13 protein-coding genes are annotated in these 17265 nt (G+C 67.5%); 5 read left to right on the top strand and 8 right to left on the bottom strand.

Going from position 1 to position 17265, the window contains the following annotated elements; all coding sequences use genetic code 11:
• Positions 1 to 9: 9 nt before the first annotated feature.
• From AQ610_RS15940 to AQ610_RS15910, 7 genes are all read right to left on the bottom strand, one after another.
• Complete coding sequence (locus AQ610_RS15940; protein ID WP_043282004.1) at positions 10 to 1875, bottom strand: alpha/beta hydrolase family protein; 1866 nt, start codon at positions 1873 to 1875, stop codon at positions 10 to 12.
• Complete coding sequence (locus AQ610_RS15935; RefSeq protein WP_006024534.1) at positions 1872 to 4391, bottom strand: glycoside hydrolase family 2 protein; 2520 nt, start codon at positions 4389 to 4391, stop codon at positions 1872 to 1874. The genes AQ610_RS15940 and AQ610_RS15935 overlap by 4 nt, the downstream gene beginning before the upstream one ends.
• Positions 4388 to 5476: a DUF1839 family protein gene (locus AQ610_RS15930; protein ID WP_006024535.1), complete on the bottom strand. Its 1089-nt coding sequence runs from the start codon at positions 5474 to 5476 to the stop codon at positions 4388 to 4390. The genes AQ610_RS15935 and AQ610_RS15930 overlap by 4 nt, the downstream gene beginning before the upstream one ends.
• Complete coding sequence (locus AQ610_RS15925; RefSeq protein WP_006024536.1) at positions 5473 to 6447, bottom strand: amino acid--[acyl-carrier-protein] ligase; 975 nt, start codon at positions 6445 to 6447, stop codon at positions 5473 to 5475. Before AQ610_RS15925 ends, AQ610_RS15930 begins: the two co-directional genes overlap by 4 nt.
• The gene (locus tag AQ610_RS15920; RefSeq protein ID WP_006024537.1) at positions 6444 to 7667 is read right to left on the bottom strand and encodes an acyl-CoA dehydrogenase family protein; all 1224 of its coding nucleotides are present in this window, start codon (positions 7665 to 7667) and stop codon (positions 6444 to 6446) included. The genes AQ610_RS15925 and AQ610_RS15920 overlap by 4 nt, the downstream gene beginning before the upstream one ends.
• A complete protein-coding gene (locus AQ610_RS15915; protein WP_006024538.1) occupies positions 7664 to 7915 on the bottom strand; it encodes an acyl carrier protein in 252 nt (83 codons plus the stop codon). Before AQ610_RS15915 ends, AQ610_RS15920 begins: the two co-directional genes overlap by 4 nt.
• 259 nt (positions 7916 to 8174) lie before the next feature.
• The gene (locus AQ610_RS15910) at positions 8175 to 8969 is read right to left on the bottom strand and encodes a Crp/Fnr family transcriptional regulator (RefSeq protein WP_006024539.1); all 795 of its coding nucleotides are present in this window, start codon (positions 8967 to 8969) and stop codon (positions 8175 to 8177) included.
• A gap of 921 nt (positions 8970 to 9890) precedes the next feature.
• On the opposite strand from AQ610_RS15910, the gene AQ610_RS15905 reads away from it, so the two are divergent.
• From AQ610_RS15905 to AQ610_RS15890, 4 genes are all read left to right on the top strand, one after another.
• Positions 9891 to 10700: a Crp/Fnr family transcriptional regulator gene (locus tag AQ610_RS15905; protein WP_006024541.1), complete on the top strand. Its 810-nt coding sequence runs from the start codon at positions 9891 to 9893 to the stop codon at positions 10698 to 10700.
• Between the two features lie 32 nt (positions 10701 to 10732).
• Entirely contained in the window at positions 10733 to 12115 is a 1383-nt protein-coding gene (locus AQ610_RS15900) for an undecaprenyl-phosphate glucose phosphotransferase (protein WP_006024542.1), read from the top strand.
• Positions 12116 to 12540: 425 nt separating this feature from the next.
• Positions 12541 to 13788, top strand: a complete 1248-nt coding sequence (locus AQ610_RS15895; protein WP_045554871.1) for a polysaccharide biosynthesis/export family protein — start codon at positions 12541 to 12543, stop codon at positions 13786 to 13788.
• A 170-nt stretch (positions 13789 to 13958) separates the two neighbouring features.
• Positions 13959 to 15203: a glycosyltransferase family 4 protein gene (locus AQ610_RS15890; protein ID WP_043282008.1), complete on the top strand. Its 1245-nt coding sequence runs from the start codon at positions 13959 to 13961 to the stop codon at positions 15201 to 15203.
• Positions 15204 to 15231: 28 nt separating this feature from the next.
• On the opposite strand, the gene AQ610_RS15885 is transcribed toward AQ610_RS15890, so the two are convergent.
• Positions 15232 to 16254, bottom strand: a complete 1023-nt coding sequence (locus AQ610_RS15885) for a hypothetical protein (RefSeq protein ID WP_043282154.1) — start codon at positions 16252 to 16254, stop codon at positions 15232 to 15234.
• A 521-nt stretch (positions 16255 to 16775) separates the two neighbouring features.
• Between AQ610_RS15885 and AQ610_RS15880 the strand changes: the two genes are divergently transcribed.
• Complete coding sequence (locus AQ610_RS15880; protein WP_009911236.1) at positions 16776 to 17210, top strand: CHRD domain-containing protein; 435 nt, start codon at positions 16776 to 16778, stop codon at positions 17208 to 17210.
• Positions 17211 to 17265 lie beyond the last annotated feature (55 nt).

Raw genomic sequence — 17265 nt, 5'->3', positions numbered from 1 at the left:
GCGTCGCCGTCAGGACGACGCGGCCGCATCGGCGGAGGCCGCGTGCGCCGCGCCGCGCCGCGCGCCGGCCGGCCGCTGCCGCGGCTGCGGGCCGCGCGTCCGGTCGTTCCATTCCGTCAACGTATCGATACAGAGCCCGATGATCATGTCGGCCGCAGACGCGCCGTACACCGAATGATCGAGCAGGCGGATCATCGTGACGCTCACGAGCGGCGAACGCCTGAACGCGCGGCGCGGCGAGCCGAAGTAGCGGCTCAGCTCGTCGACGCCGGGATCGAACTCGCCGTAGACGAGCATCGTGTGGACGTTCCGGTCGGTGAGCGTCCTGACGAGGCCGCGCGGCGTATCGGGTTTCGGACGGCGGCCGAACCGCTCCGCGAGGCGTGCGGCCGGCTCGCTCAGGCGCGACGTCAGATGGCGGCGCAGCGCGCTCAGCACCGGGCGCAGGTCGCGGCCTTCGCGCAGCAGGCGGCGCCATTTGTTCCAGTCGCGCATCGACGCGAGATAGCCGCGCGCGGAGTTCGTCTGCTGCTTGCGGGCTTCGGCGATGGTGAGCCCGTGCGGCCAGATGAAGCGCGGCAGGTTGACCGCGATCACGCCTGCGGCCACATGCGCGTGCGCGGCCGCGTGCAGCGCGGCGAACGCGCCCGAGCACACGCCGAACGCGACGACCGGCCGCCGGCAGTGCGCGCCGAGCCAGTCGGCGGCCGCGGCGACGTCCGCGATCGCGCGATCGGAATACAGCACGTCGGCCTGATCGTCGGGCGCACGCGCGCCGCTGTCGCCGATGCCTTCGATGTCGATTCGCAGCGATGCGATGCCGCGCTGCGCGAGCGTGCGCGCGAGCCGCACGCCGATGCGGCCGTCCGCGCTGCGCGGATTGGCCGCGGTGTTCGCGATCAGCAGGCACGGCGTGCCGGCGCGCGCGGGCACGACGGGCTCGCACAGCGTGCCGACGAGCCGCTTCGCGCCGACGTGGACGAGCGTTTCGGTGATGCCGTCGAATGCGAACACGATCGGCGGCGCGGCCTCCGGCGCACGTGCGGCGGCCGCGTGCGCGCCGCGATCGACCGCGATCGGCTCCGGCGTTGCCGCCCGCTCGCGATGGCCGATCCAGCGCGCGACCGATTCGAGTGCCGCGAGCGGCACGCGCGAGCGCGCGCCTTCCTGCAACGCGTTCGGCCATTCCGGGAACGGCTCGATGTTCGTCGGCACGCCGCGCGCGACGAGCGCATCGCGCAGCGCGGGACTGTCGCCGTAGCCGGTGTCGACGAGCAGCGCGGCGCGCGGCGGTGCGGCCGTCGTCGCGGCCGCATCGCTCAGATCGACGTGCTTCAGATCGGCGACGAAATCGGCCGGGTAGCGATGGCCGAGGATGTTCAGCCACGGCTCCTCGTGGTGCTGCTCGCGAATCGCGGGCGGCGTCGTGTCGAGCCAGCGCTTCTGCACGACCGACAGCTCGCGCAGATAGGCGCGCCCGCGCACGACGGGCGCGAGCGCGACGAAGGCGTCGACCTCGGGCGCGTCTTCGCCCGCGAGCGCGAGCATCGCGAACGCGGCGCCCGCGCGCAGGCCGACGAGCGTGACGTCGTCGAGCGGCGCGTGCTCGCGCAGCACCGCAAGCGCGCGGCGCACGCTCGCGACGCTCGCGGGCAGCCGCCCCGGCGCGAGATCGTCGCCCGCCGAATCGCCAGTGCACGGGTAATGAAAGCGCAGCACCCACATGCCTTCGCCGGCGAGGCGCTCGGCGAGCGCGCGGACCACCTTGTGCGTCCACAGCGACTCGTGTCCGAGCGCCTCGCAGATCACGGCGCCGCGTCGCGTGCGCCCTTCATGCAGCCATCCTAAGCAATCGTCGAATCGAACTGGTCTCAATTTTCTATCCTTGGGCGAATGGTCTTGTTGGAATTGAGTGCGCGCACCTCGATCGCGGGCGGCGCGGGGCGACGCGCGGACGCGTCGGGCAGGCTGTTGTCGGAAGCGGGGGAATGAGGGTCGGCGGCGAGCTCGATCCGCGCGGCGGCACCCGGCGCGAGATGAAACCAGTCGATGTCGGGCAGGAGGCCCGGCGCGCATACGTGCACGTAGCGCGCGAACGTGCGCGTTTGCACGTCGACGTGCCAGCGGCCGTCTCGGTACGCGGCGCTCGCTTCGAGGCCGATGTCGCCGCGCTCGAACACGGTCGGCGTGGTGCGCTCGGGGAAGTGGAACGCCTGCGACAGCAGTGCGCCGTCGGCCGCGTATAGCGATGCGATCACGACGTCATGCTCGCGCGGGCCGAAGCGGTACGCATACGTGAAATCGAAGAATCGGCCGAGCAGGTCGGCGGAATTCACGCATTCGCCCGCGTGGGCGCCGACGCGCAACGTGCGACTCGCGCGCGCGATCGGCGTCTTGCCGTCGCGCAATGCGACGAGCTCGATGCGGGCGTCGAGCGGCGCCGGCGCGTCGTTGAGCACGTGCACGTCGAGGCCGTTGAGCCCCTCGTCGGTCAGCAGGATCTGCCGCGGCCGGGATACGCGCCGGAACGCATGCCATGCGGATTTCGGCCGGCCGTGCGCGTCGACGAGGCCCCAGCCCGCGCCCGGCATCACGTCCTGGAACTGCCAGACGAGCGCGCCCGCGCACGACGAGCCGACGCGCCGCCATTCGGAGAGCGTCTCTGCGACGAGATCGGCGACGATCGCGCGCGACAGCGTCAGATAGCGGGCGGGATCGGAGCTGCGCAGACGCACGGGCTCGACGCCGTACAGCGTGCGCAGGTAGTGATCGCGCACGTCGTCGAAATCCCAGGGTGCGCCCGGATCGCGCGGCACCGCGCGTTTCCAGGCCGGATCGTGCGCGGCGGGCGAGCCGATCGACGCGAGCGTCGCATCGCACGGCACGTTCGCGAACGCCAGGCACTCGCTCGCGAAGCGCACGCCGGCGCGGCGTGCGTCCTCGGGCGGCCGCAGATACGCGCCGACGCCGTAGTAATGCGTCAGACCTTCGCGCGGCGCGAACGGCAGCACGCCGCCGTGCGGCGAATCGCTGACGTAGACCGCATCGGGCCGATGCGCGGCGCACAGTTCGGCGAGCCATTGCTCGGTGGCGGGCACGCGGCGCTCGTCGGGCGCGAGCCCGACCATCGCCGCCTGCTGCGCGATCTCGCTGCCGCCGCACAGCACGGCGATCGACGGGCGCGCCGCGTGCCGGCGGAGGAACTGCTCGGCCTCGCGCGTGAGCGCTTCGGCGAAGCGCGGGTCGTCCGACGGGTAGTCGAAGTTCGCGAGCATGAAGTCCTGCCACACGAGCAGGCCCAGCTCGTCGCAGAGCGCATGGAACGCGTCGGCTTCGTAGGTCATCGTGCCGCCGACGCGGATCATGTTGCAGCCCGCGTCGCGCGCGAGCGAAAGCGCGCGGCGGTAGGCGGCCGGATCGGCGTGCAGGCCGACCGGGTCGGCGCTCGTCCAGCACGCGCCGCGCGCGAAGAACGGCGTGCCGTTGATCGACAGCGCGAAGCCCCGGCCGTCGTCGCCGCGCTCGACGGCGAGCGTGCGAAAGCCCGTTTTCCCGAGCGGAATCGTCGCGCCGCCGATTTCGACGCCGATGTCGTACAACGCGGGCTCGCCGTGCGTATGGGGCCACCACGGCGTGACGTTTGGAATCCTGAGCGTTGCGCGCGCGTTGCGCGGGCCGGTTGCTTCGAGCGCGGCCGCGTATGCGCCGCAGACGAGCTGCGCGCGCGTCGTTCCCGGAAGCGGCGCGGCGAATTCGAGCGTCGCGTCGAGCACGCCGTCGCGGCCGTCGAGCGTCGCGCGCAGCGTGTCGCGCACGATCGTCGGCGCGCCGGCCGGATTCACGATGTCGATCGGGCGCCACGGACCGATCGGCTCGATCGCCGGAAACCAGCCCGGCATCCGGCCGAGGAACGTCGCGCGCACGCCGCGCAGCGCGGGCGCATCGACGAGGCGCGTGCGCCAGCGCGCGCGGCCGCGCGGCGGGTGCGCGGCGAGATGGCGGTCGAGCGAGCGAAAGCAGATCGCGAGACGGTTCGCGCCGCCGAGCGTCACGGCGACATCGTGCGCGACGTACATGTTGTCCGAGCAGAGCAGCAGCGTGTCGTCGAGCCAGACCTCGGCGATCGTCGCGAGGCCGTTCAGGCGAACGATGCGCGGCCCGGCGCCGTGCAGCGTCGTTCGATACCAGTAGTCGCTGTCGCCGAGCGGATACGGATGCGCGGGATCGAAGCGTCGCGCGGCGGCGAGCGCCTGTGCGACGGTGCCGGGCACGCTCGCGGCGCACCAGCCGGCTTCGCCGAGCTCGCTCGGTCGCGCGATCGCGCCGGCGGGCGTCGCGATCAACGTCCATTGGGCGGCGCCGCGCGCCATGCGATCCGGCGCGGATTTCATCGGACCGCGGTGACGGGCCTCGGCGGCACGTACAGCGTGCCGAACGGCGGATTCGGCTCGGCCCTGCCGGGCGGCGCGATTCGCGCGACACCGTCGACGAGCGACGCGTACGCGCGCTCGAGGATGTCGAGACTGCTTTCGCCGCGCTCCTCCTTGCCGCGTGCGCTCGCGCGCGCGAGGCGGAATTCGAGCACCATCGATTCGGAGGCGATCGTGTCGCATGCGGCGACGAGCATGTCGATCGGGCCGCCGCAGCCGCTCGCTTCGAGCCAGCGCAGATAGCGGCCGAACAGCTCGAAGTTCGCGCCGAGCTGGCGCAGCGTGTTGAACGAATACGCGTGGAAGTACGAGATCGGTTGCGACGCGATCGTCTTCGCGTCGCGCGCGAGCTGCTCGCGGAACGCGGCGATCGGATTCGACGCCGGCCGGCGCTTCAGATGGCGCGCGAGCAGCGCGAGCGACGCGTCGCACAGCTCGCGCTCTTCGAGCGGCTTGAACTGCCGCTTCGCGCGTTCGACATACGGCACGAGGTGAGCCGGCCCATGCTTGCCGAACAGGCCGTCGTAATCGATGCCTTCGGCGAGGTAGTAGCCGCTGTTGTGGAAGTAGCCGACGCGGCGGCGTTCGCGATCGATCGCGTCGATGCCGATCGTCGTCTTCGTGTGCTCGGCCTGGTAGCTGTTGCCGCGCGTGTCGGGCAGGTACCATGCGTCGACTTCGACGAGCATCAGGTTGCCGCGCGCGACCTGGTGCTCGACGTGCACGTCGGCCGGCTCGAAGATCGCGTGTTCCTGCACGACGATCCCGTACAGCGTCTCGAGATCCTCGAACGGAAACTTGAAGAACGAGAACTGGTCGCCCTCGAAGTCGAGCGTGATCGTAAACGGCAGCGCCGCATACGGATTGAATCCCCACCAGCCAAGCACCTCGATCCACAGATCGACGTAGCAGTTCGTCTGCTTCCAGACCATCTGCGGCCCGTGCAGCGCGTGCGGACGGTAGTGCCGCACGCGATGCCGGATGTCGGTGAAGATTTCTTCGAGCGACGCGCCGTTTGCCGGCGCGTCGAGCAGGGCGCTGCTCATCGATGTCCCCACAGTACGTCGCGCACCGCCTGCGGCCATGCATGCGGATCGAGGCCGTGATGCCTGAAGAGGCCGAGCGTCAGGCGCTCGAGGCCGAAGCCGACGCAGCCCGTGTGCGCGACCGCGGCATCCTCGGTCTTGATGCCCCACAGCAGGCCGAAGTGGTCCATGTGGTAATTGAAGCTCAGGCATGCGGTCAGGCGGCCGTCGTATTCGATCGGAATCAGGAGCTCGAACTTCAGGTTCTGGTCGCGCTGGCTGCTCGCGACGATCTTGCCGCCGCGGCCGAAGAACGGATCGTTCGCGAGGTCGATGCTGTTCGGCAACCGCAGCGAGTCGATCATCCGCGTGCCGCGCTCGATCCAGTCCTGGCGGAACGCGAGAATCTGCTCGGGCGTGCCGATCCGGATGTACTCGCGCATCCTGAACAACTGCATGCGCGTCGGATCGAGCGACGGCTCGTGCCGGAAGCAGTACGAGAACGCGTCGACGATCCGGCCGTCCGCGGGCAGCGCGCCGCGCTGCGCGACGACCGGATAGACGGGATAGCAGGCGGCGGGCGTCATCACGACGTAGGTCGGCTTCTGGCTCTCGGTCCAGTCGTCGCCGCGGTCGAGGCATTGCAGCACGCGCTGATGATCGTGCTCGTTGCCGCAGAAGCTGTGCACGGTGCCCGCGAGCTGAGGGAAGCTCTTCAGATATTCGCTGCGCTCGAATTCGGGGCGGCTCATTGCAGGCGGAAAGCGCAGCACTTCCGCATGCTGGTCGGCGCCGAGGCGCGTGATGTAGGCATCGAGCGCGTCGACGACGCGCTCGAACTTCTCGCTGCGGCCGAACAGGCCCTGGATGCCCGTCGAGATCAGCAGCCCCGCTTCGACGAGCTCGTCGCGCAGCTTGTTCACGCCGTCGCGATCGATGGGCGCGTGGGCCGCGTCGGCCGCGCGCACGGAAGGATGGGTCATGTCGTTCAAATCTCTCTCTCAAGCGTGGCGGGACGCAGCGCGAGCAGCAGGTTGGCCGTGTTCGCCTCGATGCGGTCGTTGCTGATCATGAGCGGCGCCGAATGCAGGTCGCGAATGTGGCGGCCGAGCGTGTACGGCGTGCCGTTCCTGTACGACGCCATCCCGCAGATCATCGCCGCGTGCCTGACCACGTCGAGCGCGGTCGTCGACACATAGGTCTTCAGCGTGTTGATCTCTGCCGCCTGCGCCATCGTCGCGGTCCACGAGCGCGACGCGCTGTGCTCGTGCAGACGCAGCGCGCCGTCGATGCGCGCCTGCATCGCCTGCAGCAGCGCGAGCGCATCCGCGATCCGGCGGCCGGACGGCGGCAGCGCGCCACCTTGCTTTTGCATCTGCGCGCGGAAGAACTGGTGTGCGCGAAGGAACGCGTCGTTTGCGATGCCGGTCCACACGGCGGCCCACAGAATGTGCGACGTCGGCACCATGGTCCGCTCGGCGATTTGCGCGAACGGCACCGGGAAGATCTGCTCGCAATAGCCGCGCGCGTCGAGCGCGAAGCCTTCGCTGCAGGTGCCGCGCATGCCGAACGTGTCCCAGCCGTTGCGGCGCGTGAGCGTCGCATTTTCCTTCAGCAGCGTGACGAGCACCTGCTCGGCGGCGGGAGCTTCGCGATCGCGCCGTGCGGTCACGAGGATCGCGTCGGCTTGCGCGCCGTACGAGATCGTCGGCGCGAGCTTCGCGAGCGTGAACATGTCGCCGTCCGCTTCGATCGCGCAGCGGCTGTTGCGCAGATTGCCGCCGACGTCCTCTTCGGACGTCGCGGACGCGAGCAGCCATTCGCGCTCGACGAGCTGCTCGGCGAAGCGGCGATGCCAGTCGCTCGACAGCGCGTGATCGACGATGCTCGCCACTTGCGTCTGGTGCATCGCATAGATCATTGCGGCGGACGAGCACGCCTGGCCGATGATCCGGCATGCGGCGGCCACGGCCGCGAGCGACGCGCCGCGGCCGCCCAGTTCGGCCGGCACGAGCGCGCCGAGCAGGCGCTCCTCGCGCATCGCATCGACCGCTTCGGTCGGAAAGCGCGCGTCACGATCGACCGCGTCGGCGAAGCGCGCGGCGACCTGCGCGACGCGGCGCGCGGCTTCGTTCAACGCGTGATCGTCGGCGAGCACGGATTCGACGGCGGCAACGTGCGCGTTGCCGGTTTCGGCATCGAAGCGCTTCATGCGGATTGCTCGGCACACTGCAGTTGCGTGACGGCCCCGGCGAGCGAGTCGATGCTCTGGAATAGCTGACGGTTCAGCATTTCGTCCGGAATTTCGATGTTGAAGTGCTTTTCGATGGCGAGCATCAGTTGGATCGTGTTCAGCGAAGACAGACCTGCTTCGTACAGATCGTCGCTGTCCGCGATGTGATCGATCGACGCTTCGAGATGCGCGACGTCCTTGATGATTGTTCTCAATTCGTTTTTCATCTGGCGGCTCCGGCTTGGATGAGGGTCCCCGTACCTGCGGGCGAGACACAAGACGCCCGCGTGGCGTATAGCGTCTAGTAGACCATCGGGCATGCGCGGGTTCTGTTCGGCACCTAACCGACGATGTCGCGTGCCGCGCGCAAGCGCCACGCCTTGCGCCGCGCATGCGGCGGCGGTGCCGCGGAAGGTGTCGTGCAAGGTGCGCGCCGCTGCGAGCGCGCGGCGCGCAGCGGGGTGTGAAGCGAAGTGTGAAGCGGGGTTAGCTGCGCAATTCGGTGAGCGCGCCGGATGCGCCCGTCGGCGCGGACAGGATCTTCTTCATTTCTTCGCGGATGATCGTATGGCATCCGCACGATTGCGCATCGAGCCCACCCAGGTCGACGAGGATGATCGAGCTGCGGTACTGGCGGATCAGTCCCATCTTCTGGATGTCGCCGGCCGCGTCCGTGACGGTTTCCCGACGCACGCCGAGCATCTGCGCGAGCATGCTGTGCGTGACCTGGATCTCGACGCTGCGCGAGCGGTCGTAAGCGAGCAGGAACCAGCGGCAAAGCTGGTTCTTCAGCACGTGGTGGCGGCTGCAGAACGAGATCTGCTTCGCTTGCGCCATCAGCAGGTGCGTGCAGCGGAAGATCGCCTGGCGCATCTGCGCCGATTCCTCGAGCAGGTTCGACAGGACGCGCGCGCCGAGCCGGTACGAGAAGCCGTCGCGGCACGTGATCACGCGGCACGGCGTCGCGCCGTCGGTGCCGACGAGCTGCGGGCTCACGATCCCTTCGTTGCCGATCTCCGCGATCTCGAGCGTCATGCCGTCGGACGACGCGTACTGGATCGAGATCACGGTCGTGACGGGCAGATAGACGTGCTCGAGCGGCATGCCCGGTTCGCACAGCACCTGGCCCGACTTCACGTGCACGAGTTGCAGATGGCTCGCGAGCGTCGCGCGCTCGGCGGCGCAGAGCGACGCGAGGAAGCGGTTTGCGTCGGTGCGGTGCGGCAGTTCGATGATGCCTCCGGCCCTCGTCGCCGGTTCTTTGTGTTCACGGTAAGTCACGGCTTGTCCTTCCCGGATCGACGATCCGGAGCAACTGCGCCGCGCCTGGCCGGCGCCGCGCGCAACCACACCTGCCCGACTAGACAGGTACGATTTTTATTTGTTAATTCTGCTTGACGTTGAAAATCCTGTTTCAGATTATCACGGTGGATTTTTTGAGGTTTGCGTGAAATGCGAATCTCACAAATTTTGACATTTAGGAGTTTTCCTAAATTTCCGCACGAAGATTTAAATGCCTGCAAAGGAATAAGCAGGTTTGTGTCTTTTCAATGTCGTCGACACTCGCTTTTCGGTATTTATTTCCGATCGCGATGGAGTGATGCGAAATTTTTGCCACTTCATGGCCGAGGTGCCGGGTCAGGTTTTTGTGTTTTTGTTAAATCTTTTTTAATCAATACCTTGCGAGCGTTGTGTTGGCTGGATGACAGAATGTGTCCGCTTTTCGCTGACTCACCTTTGAGACAGTTTGAAAAGAACCGCTGCGAACGCGGGTTTTATTGAGATGAAATGGTCGCGTCATTCCATCGTCGTCTGTAAAGGTGCGCCAATCGTTGAGCCTGAAGGGCTAAGCGTCAAGCGGCAAGGGTGACGTAAAGATTACGAAACTGTTAGATGAGACACCTGCTGTCGCTTGATCTGTATCAAAGTGTCCGCGAATGAGACGTTTTCGATTGGCGAATAAATATCTGGATAAGAATTGTCCGGCCAATGCCTTTGCATATTAAGGAACCGTACCAATTGGCACGTTAATCGCTTAAGGGTTTTCGCCCCCGCCAAGTGGGTGGTGCGTCAGTGTGTAAGAGGACGACCAGAAGGGCCGCCGACACGATTCCGGGGAACATCGATTCTTGCCGTGACCGTGTCTTGCGAAACGGAATCCTGCGCCGTAGTGGAGCGGCGCCGACAAACCGGGACACGACCATGCTTCATCAGAACAATGGGTTTCATGCCAACGCACTGCTGGGTTCGCTTGCCGATGACAGCCTTCGCGCACTCGCGCCGCATCTCGAGCTCGTGAAGATCAAGAGCGCTCAGTTGCTCTGCGAAACCGACGAGCCGATGCGCCACCTGTATTTCCCGACCACCGCGATGATGTCCGTGCTGTATCTGATGGAGGATGGCGCGATGGTCGAAGTCGCCGCGGTCGGCTGCGAAGGCGTCGTCGGCGTGTCGACGCTCGCCGACTACGGCTGCGGCGGCGCGTCGGGCCGCATCGAAGTGCGCAGCGGCGGCTACGCGTACCGCGTGCCGACGCAGGTATTCCGCCGCGAGTTCGACCGTTCGCTCGATACCTTCCAATTGATGCTGCGCTATTGGCAAGCCGCGATGACGCAGATCGCGCGCGGTGCGCTTTGCAACCGTCATCACTCCGTCAGCGAGCAGTTGAGCCGCTGGCTGCTGCTCGCGCACGACCGCGTCGAAGGCGACGAGCTCGCGGTCACGCAGCAGACGATCGCGAACATGCTCGGCGTGCGGCGCGAGGGCATCACCGAGGCGGCGGGCAAGCTGCAGGAGGCGGGGCTCATTCGCCAGCGCCGCGGCCATATCACGGTGCTCGACCGCGAGGGCCTCGAAGCGCGCGCGTGCGAGTGCTACGGCGTGATACGCGGCGAATTCAACCGCCTCATCCTCGAGGCGAGGCGCGATGCGCACGCGCCGCAGCCGATTCCGGCGGAAGGCCGGCCGCTGCGCGTCGCGGGCTATCACGGCGCAGTGCGCTCAGCGGCTTGAGACGGCGGAACACGGAACGCGGAGATTCGGTAATGTCGGGACTCTTGAACAAACTGCTCGATGTCGCACTGGCCGCGGCGGGCGCGCTGCTCGCACAGATGCTGTACGACGGCGGTGTCCTCGCCGTGTCGGACGAGCAGCGCACGGCCATCGCGCTGCTGTGCGCGCTGACGCTGCTCGTCTTTCCGGCGATCGGCGTTTATGACGGCGCGCGCGAGCAGATGTCATATCGCACGCTGTCGCGCGTGCTGCTCGGCTGGCTCGGCGTCGCGGCGATCGCCGGGGCTTTCACGCTGCTGCTGCAGCGCGACGCCGACGTGTCGCTCGCGTGGCTCGGCCGGACGATGCTGATGTCGGGCGCGGTGTTGCTGCTTGGCAAGGCGTCGATTCATGGCGTGCTGAACAGCCTGCGTCGCACGGGCGCGAAGCCGCGCGCGGTCGCGATCGTCGGCTCCGAGGTCTACGGACGCGCGGTGCTCGAGCAGCTTCGGGCGTCGCCGTCGCACGGCTACGAGGCTGTCTGCGTGTTCGACGACAGCGTGCGCACGGCCGATGCCGAGGCGCGCGTGAGCGGCGTGTCCTGCGTCTCCGATCTGCGCGAGTTGAAGCGCCGCGTGCGCGCAGGCGCGATCGACGAGATCTGGCTCGCGTTGCCGCTGTCGCACGAGCGTCAGATTCAGCGGATCGTGCGCGAGTTTCGCCACGATTTCGTGAACCTGCGCTTCCTGCCCGATGTGCGCGGGATCACGTTCTTCAACCGCTCGGTCACGCAGGTCGTTGGCATGCCCGCGATCAATCTCGCGACGAGCCCGCTGTCGATTCCGCAGCTCTGGCCGAAGTTCATCTTCGATCGCCTGTTCGCGCTCGCGGTGCTGATTCCGCTGTCGCCGATTCTCGCGGCGCTCGCGCTCGCGGTGAGGTTCTCGTCGCCGGGGCCTGTGCTGTTCCGGCAGAAGCGCAAGGGCGTCGACGGCCGCGAGTTCGAGATCCTGAAATTCCGCACGATGCGCGTGCATGCCGAGGCGGCGGGCGTCGTGCGCCAGGCGTCGCGCAACGATTCGCGCATCACGAAGGTCGGCGCGTTCCTGCGCCGCACGTCGCTCGACGAGCTGCCGCAATTCTTCAACGTGCTGTTCGGCCAGATGTCCGTCGTCGGTCCGCGTCCGCACGCGATCGAGCACGACGACATCTACAAGGAGCTCGTCGACGGCTACATGTACCGCTATCGCGTGCGTCCCGGCATCACCGGCTGGGCGCAGGTGAACGGTTATCGGGGCGAGACGCGCAAGGTCGAGAAGATGGCCGCGCGCGTGAAGTTCGATCTTTTCTACATGCAGAACTGGACCTTCTGGTTCGACATCAAGATCATCCTGATCACGCTCGTCAAGGGATTCGTCGGCCGCAACGCGTTCTGAGCCGGCGCGCGTTCGCTGCGAACGCGCGGCATCCTTTTTCGACGACCACGCTACCAAGGAGAAACGACAAGATGTTCAAGCCCCTAGGGTCTGTTTACATACGGAACGTGCATGCGTTGCCACGAGAACGGCCGCTCGCGAGGCGCGCGACGCTGCGAATACTGGACGTATTCGCAAGGAGCGCAACGCGGCGAGCGGCCGTTCTCGTGGCAACCCCAAACTTGGAATCCATTCCAGGGGAATGCCCGAAATCGCCCGTAGGGCGGCGTCGCTCGTCGCTTGTCCCCCAAGGGGACTTCCTTCGGGGCGTTTGGCTCGGCCAAACCGCGCTCCTCGCTTCTTGCCCTACGGGCGATTTCGGGCATTCGCATGCACGTTCCGTATGTAAACAGACCCTAGCATGGGCGAGCGCCGCGGCGCTCGCCTTGTCGGGCTGTGCGCTGGCGCCGGGACCGGCGCTCGATTCGAGCCGCATGAACGACAATTTGAGCGCACCGACGGATTCGACGGTGTACGACGTCAGGCTGATCACGCCGCAGCTCGTCTATACGCTCAAGCAGGCCGACGAGGCCGATACGCGCGCGAAGGAAGCGGGGATCGCGCAAAGCCTGCCCACCGCGCCCGGCGACTATCGCGTCGGCCCGGACGACGTGCTCGGCATCGTCGTGTGGGATCATCCCGAGCTCACGCGCGGCGGCGGCAACGGCACGCTCGCCGATACGTCGCCGCTCGCCGACATCGGCACGCTGCAGGCATCGGGCGGCCTGGGCGGCGTGCTGCCGCAGCAGGTCAGCGCATTCGGCACGAACGGGCAAGGCGAGGTCGACTCGCCGGGCCAGCGCGTCGCCGCCAACGGCACGATCTTCTTTCCGACGCTCGGCCGCGTGCGTGTCGAAGGGATGAGCCCCGTGCAGATCGCCGCACTGCTTTCTCGGCGCCTGAACAAACAGATCAGGAATCCTCAGATCGACGTGCGCGTGACGCAGTATCGCAGTCAGCGCGTGCAGGTGACGGGCGACGTGAAGAACCCTGGGCAACTGTCGTTGACGGGCTCGCATCTGCGCGTCGTCGATGCGATCAACCGCGCGGGCGGCGGCAACCCGGATGCGGATCTGCAGCGCGTGCTCGTCACGCGCGGCGATCAGGTGATGACGATCGACGTGAACCGCATCCTGAATCGCGGCGACTTGCGCCAGAACATCGTGCTGCAGGCGAACGACATCGTCCACGTGCCCGATCGCACGCAGAACCGCGTATTCGTGATGGGCGAGGTGCCGAAGCCGCAAACCGTCTACATGAACCAGGGGCAGCTCTCGCTCGCGGACGCGTTGAGCGCGGCGGGCAGCATCGACCCGATGGGAGCGAATCCGCGCCAGGTGATCGTGATTCGCCATCCGAATCCGCCGCTCGCGCAGGCGCCGGGCGTGCAGAGCGCGTTGCAGGAGGGCCTGAAGAAGGTCAGCTACGCGCCCGAGCGCAACAAGCCCGAAGTGTTCCGTCTCGACATGACGCAGGTGGACGCGCTGATGCTCGCGACCGAGTTCGACATGAAGCCGCTCGACGTCGTGTATGTCGGCACGGCGCCTGCCGCGCGCTTCAACCGGATGCTCTCGCAGATCCTGCCGACGGCAGAATCGTTCTATCTGATCTGGTCGGTGAGCCGCGGCCGCTGACGCGCGCGATCGCGGCGTACGGCGTCATACGCGCGCCGCGCGCCGCGTTGTGCGACGGAGCGCACAGACTGCGCGCGGGGGAATGGCGACACTTGAACGCATAGAGCGCGCATCCGCGAACGTCGCGGATGCGCCCGTCAACCGGGTGCCGTCACGCCGCTGCTGCTGCCATGAAGCTGTCTTCCCCGTTATCCAGGTCGTCGCCGAACGTGCGGCGCAATCATCAGGACTTCGATGCAATGACGACGAGCGCGTCGCAGGCAGCGGGCGCGTTGCGCGATGCGCCGCCGCGCGCCGCGTTCGCCGGCGACCGTTCGGGCATGGCGGCGTTGCAGAAGCCCGTCGCGATCAACGGCAAGTTCACGTCGCAGCGTCTGACGGGCGTGCAGCGCGTCGCGCACGAATTCACGTCGGCGCTCGCGAGCCTGCTGCCGGGCGAGCGCAACCCGACGCTCGTCGTGCCGCGCGATCATGTGAGCGACGCGTTGCCACCCGCGGTTGCGCGCCGCGTCGTGCCGCGGCTGCGCGGCGCGCTGTGGGAGCAGCTCGCGCTGCCGTTCGCGACGCGCGGGCAGACGCTCGTGAGCCTGTGCAACGTCGGGCCGCTCTTCAAGCGCAATCAGGTCGTGATGATTCACGACGTCGCCGTGTTTGACTTTCCGCAAGGCTACTCGCTCAAGTTCAGGCTCTGGTATCGCTTCGCGTTCTGGATGCTCAAGCGCCGCGCGCGGCACATCCTGACGGTGTCGCGCTTCTCGAAGGAACGGATCGTCGCGCGTCTGGGCGTCGCGCCGACCGACGTATCGACGATCGTGTCCGGCGTCGATCACTTCGGCCGCATCGCAAGCGATCCGGCGGTGCTCGAGCGGCTCGGCCTTGCCTACGACGGCTACGTGCTGATCGTCGGCTCGCTTGCGCCCGGCAAGAATCTCGTGCGCACGCTCGACGCGATCGCGCGGCTCGAGCGCATGCGCCCCGAGCTCAGGTTCGTGATCGCGGGCGGCAGCAACGTGAGGATCTTCGGCGCATCGGCGCTCGGCGAGCGCGCGAGCGCGCACAACGTCACGTGGGCGGGCTATGTCAGCGACGGCGAGCTGAAGGCGCTGTACGAGAACGCCGGTTGTTTCGTGTTTCCTTCGCTATACGAAGGATTTGGCCTGCCGCCGCTCGAGGCGATGTATTGCGGGTGTCCGGTGATCGTGTCGCGCGAGGCGTCGCTGCCCGAGGCGTGCGGTGACGCCGCGCTGTATTGCGACGCGCACGACGCGGTCGACATCGCGGCGACGATCGCGCAACTGATGGGCGACGCCGAGCTGCGGCGCGAGATGCGGGAGAAAGGGCGAAGGCATGCGTCGCGGTATCGCTGGGACGTTGCCGCGAAGCAGTTGATCGGCGTGCTGCGCGCGCTCGATTGACGTTGCGCGGCGGGAGCCGGGCAGGATTTCAGAAGCGGTAGCCGAGCCCGGCCTGAATCACGTCGGTATCGCGATCGTAGCGCGTGACGACGCGATTCCACGTGATGCGCGCGAGCCAGCGATCGTCGAAGCGGTAGCTCGCCGAAATCGACACGATGCCCGACACGCGTCCGCCGCCTTCGCCGGAGCGGCCGCGGATGTCGCGCTCGTTGAGCGGCAGGTAGGCGCCCGCGCCGGCGGACAGCGCGACCTTGTCGTCGAGGAACGCGCGCGTGAGCCAGAATTGCGACGCGATGCCGTTGCGGCGCACCGATTGCTTCGAGCCTTCGTATAGATAGGCGGCCGTCCAGTCGACGTATTTCGCGACGCCGCGCCGATATTCGACGCTGCCGCCGAGCGCGGTCGGCGAGCGCCGGCTGTTGAGGATTGTCTCGCCGAGCATCGCGGTGACTTCGTTCGCGGTGACGCGTCCCGCGCGGCTTGCCGCGTAGTCGCGCGGGCCTGGCGTGTCCGGCGCGTCGAGCTGATAGCCGATGCCGAACATCAGCGACGTCGTGTTCGGCCCGCTGAATACCTGCGTCCGGTTCACCTGCAGTTGCGCGAGCCAGCGATGCGACGTGTAGTACGCGGCGCGCACGCTCATCAGCATGCCCCAGCCGTGCGAGTTCGAATAGCCGCGACCTTCCGTCGCGGGGATCGTGTCGAAATACCGGTAAGGGCCCACGCCCGCCGAGATCACGAAGCGGTTCTCGCGCAGCGGCAGCCGCCCCCAGAGCTGGACCGCCTGGCCGTCGCGATGGTGATTCGGAATATGTCCCTCGTTGTACCAGGCGAAGCCCGCGGCCGCGTAGCGGCCGAGCCCTTCCTGATAGTCGAATGCCCACGCGTAGCTGTGACCGCCGCCGCCCGTGAGCAGGCCGCCGAACAGCGCGAATTCCTGCGCGTGCGCAGGCGTTGCCGCCAGCGCGCACACGCACGACGCGCTTCCAAGTAGCAGCCGACAGGGCGGGGCGACGCGAAGAAGCGGAGAGAGCGAACGAAGAAACGGCACGGTTTTTCGCATTGTTTCGATCCGAACAGGCCGATTGTCTCGTAAATCGGTGATATGCGCGTGGATGCGCGCGCGCCGGGGCTGATCTCGCTCATCGCGCGCCGGAAACGGCGCGGCGTTCGCGCGCGATGCGACGAAACCGCGGATCGCGCACGCCGAGCAGCCGCCACGCGGGCTGGCCGCGCCGCGCAAAAAAAGAGCGGCCCGAAGGCCGCTTCCAAACTCGCAGATATTCCTTCGGACGGAAGGAAACAAGCAACTGTGTGCGAAGCAGTGTAGCGAAACGCCGGATGCGGATTCAGAGGGTTTCGTGCAAAGCTCTATTCTTGGCCGTGGCTTGCCGCCCGCCGGCATCCGTGCAACGGCCGGCGGAAGCGGCACGGCGCGGCGTCGCGCCGCCGCGTCGCGAACGGCGAAGCGCTTCGCGCCGGGCGCCGCGCGTGCAAGATCGTCTACCATCGGGTGTCGAGCGGACGGCATGCCCGTTCGCGCAACCTGTTCGGCGATCGCAAGGAGGATTCATGTTGACATTGCGCAGGATCGGATTCGGGGTGCTCGTGTGCGCGTGCGCGGCGGGCGTCGCGCGGGCGGAAACGGTGAAGCTCGTCGCGAGCCTGCAGCCGTCGAGCGAAGTGCCGCCGACGACGAGCAAGGGATCGGGCGCGCTCGACGCGACCTACGACACGGCAACCCATACGCTGCGCTGGCACGCCACATACCGCGATCTGACGGGGCCCGCGACCGCCGCGCACTTCCACGGCCCGGCGCCCGTCGGGCAGAACGCGGGCGTGCAGGTGCCGATCCCGAAGGATGCGCTCGCGAGCCCGATCGTCGGCGAGAAGGCGCTGACGGACGAGCAGGTCGGCGATCTGATGGCGGGCAAGTGGTATTTCAATGTGCACACGAAAGCCCATTCGGGCGGCGAGATTCGCGGCCAGGTGCAGCCGGCGAATTGAGCCGCGCGGCCGGATTTAGAGGACCCGGTCGACGGGCGCGCGCCGGAACGCACGT

The organism is Burkholderia humptydooensis (assembly GCF_001513745.1).
GTDB classification, from domain to species: domain Bacteria; phylum Pseudomonadota; class Gammaproteobacteria; order Burkholderiales; family Burkholderiaceae; genus Burkholderia; species Burkholderia humptydooensis.
This window is presented reverse-complemented; position numbering and strand designations above follow the sequence as displayed.

Bases quoted from the DNA above. Each gene is read 5' to 3' on its own strand.
- AQ610_RS15905 (WP_006024541.1), top strand. From the start codon at position 9,891: ATGCTTCATCAGAACAATGGGTTTCATGCCAACGCACTGCTGGGTTCG.
- AQ610_RS15900 (WP_006024542.1), top strand. From the start codon at position 10,733: ATGTCGGGACTCTTGAACAAACTGCTCGATGTCGCACTGGCCGCGGCG.
- AQ610_RS15920 (WP_006024537.1), bottom strand. From the start codon at position 7,667: ATGAAGCGCTTCGATGCCGAAACCGGCAACGCGCACGTTGCCGCCGTC.
- AQ610_RS15935 (WP_006024534.1), bottom strand. From the start codon at position 4,391: ATGAAATCCGCGCCGGATCGCATGGCGCGCGGCGCCGCCCAATGGACG.
- AQ610_RS15890 (WP_043282008.1), top strand. From the start codon at position 13,959: ATGAAGCTGTCTTCCCCGTTATCCAGGTCGTCGCCGAACGTGCGGCGC.
- AQ610_RS15880 (WP_009911236.1), top strand. From the start codon at position 16,776: ATGTTGACATTGCGCAGGATCGGATTCGGGGTGCTCGTGTGCGCGTGC.
- AQ610_RS15915 (WP_006024538.1), bottom strand. From the start codon at position 7,915: ATGAAAAACGAATTGAGAACAATCATCAAGGACGTCGCGCATCTCGAA.
- AQ610_RS15930 (WP_006024535.1), bottom strand. From the start codon at position 5,476: ATGAGCAGCGCCCTGCTCGACGCGCCGGCAAACGGCGCGTCGCTCGAA.